1 protein-coding gene is annotated in these 345 nt (G+C 44.9%); it reads left to right on the forward strand.

All coding sequences use genetic code 11. The features are described from left to right. Nucleotides 1–345, forward strand: a 345-nt coding sequence (locus ACKTR2_RS10220) for a type IV secretory system conjugative DNA transfer family protein (RefSeq protein ID WP_407885032.1), incomplete at both ends; no start/stop codon positions are given.

Raw genomic sequence — 345 nt, forward strand, 5'->3', positions numbered from 1 at the left:
GTAATCATGCCGTTAAAATTTGCTTGAATGCCGCTAATGACGTGACCGCTAAATACCTTAGTGATCTGTTAGGAAAATCAACCGTGAAAGTGGAAACCGGTAGTGAGAGTACCAGTCATAGCAAGGAAGAAAGCCACAGCAAGAGCCATAGTTACAGCTATACGAGCCGTTCGCTCATGACGCCCGATGAAATTATGCGGATGCCCGAAGACCAGAGCTTATTAATCTTTAGTAATGCACGGCCGGTCAAAGCTACAAAAGCGTTCCAATTTAATCTATTTCCAGGGGCTGATCATTTGGTTAACTTGTCACAGAATGAGTATCAAGGCCAACCAGAAGCCAGCC

It is taken from the genome of Furfurilactobacillus curtus (assembly GCF_045862785.1).
GTDB classification, from domain to species: domain Bacteria; phylum Bacillota; class Bacilli; order Lactobacillales; family Lactobacillaceae; genus Furfurilactobacillus; species Furfurilactobacillus curtus.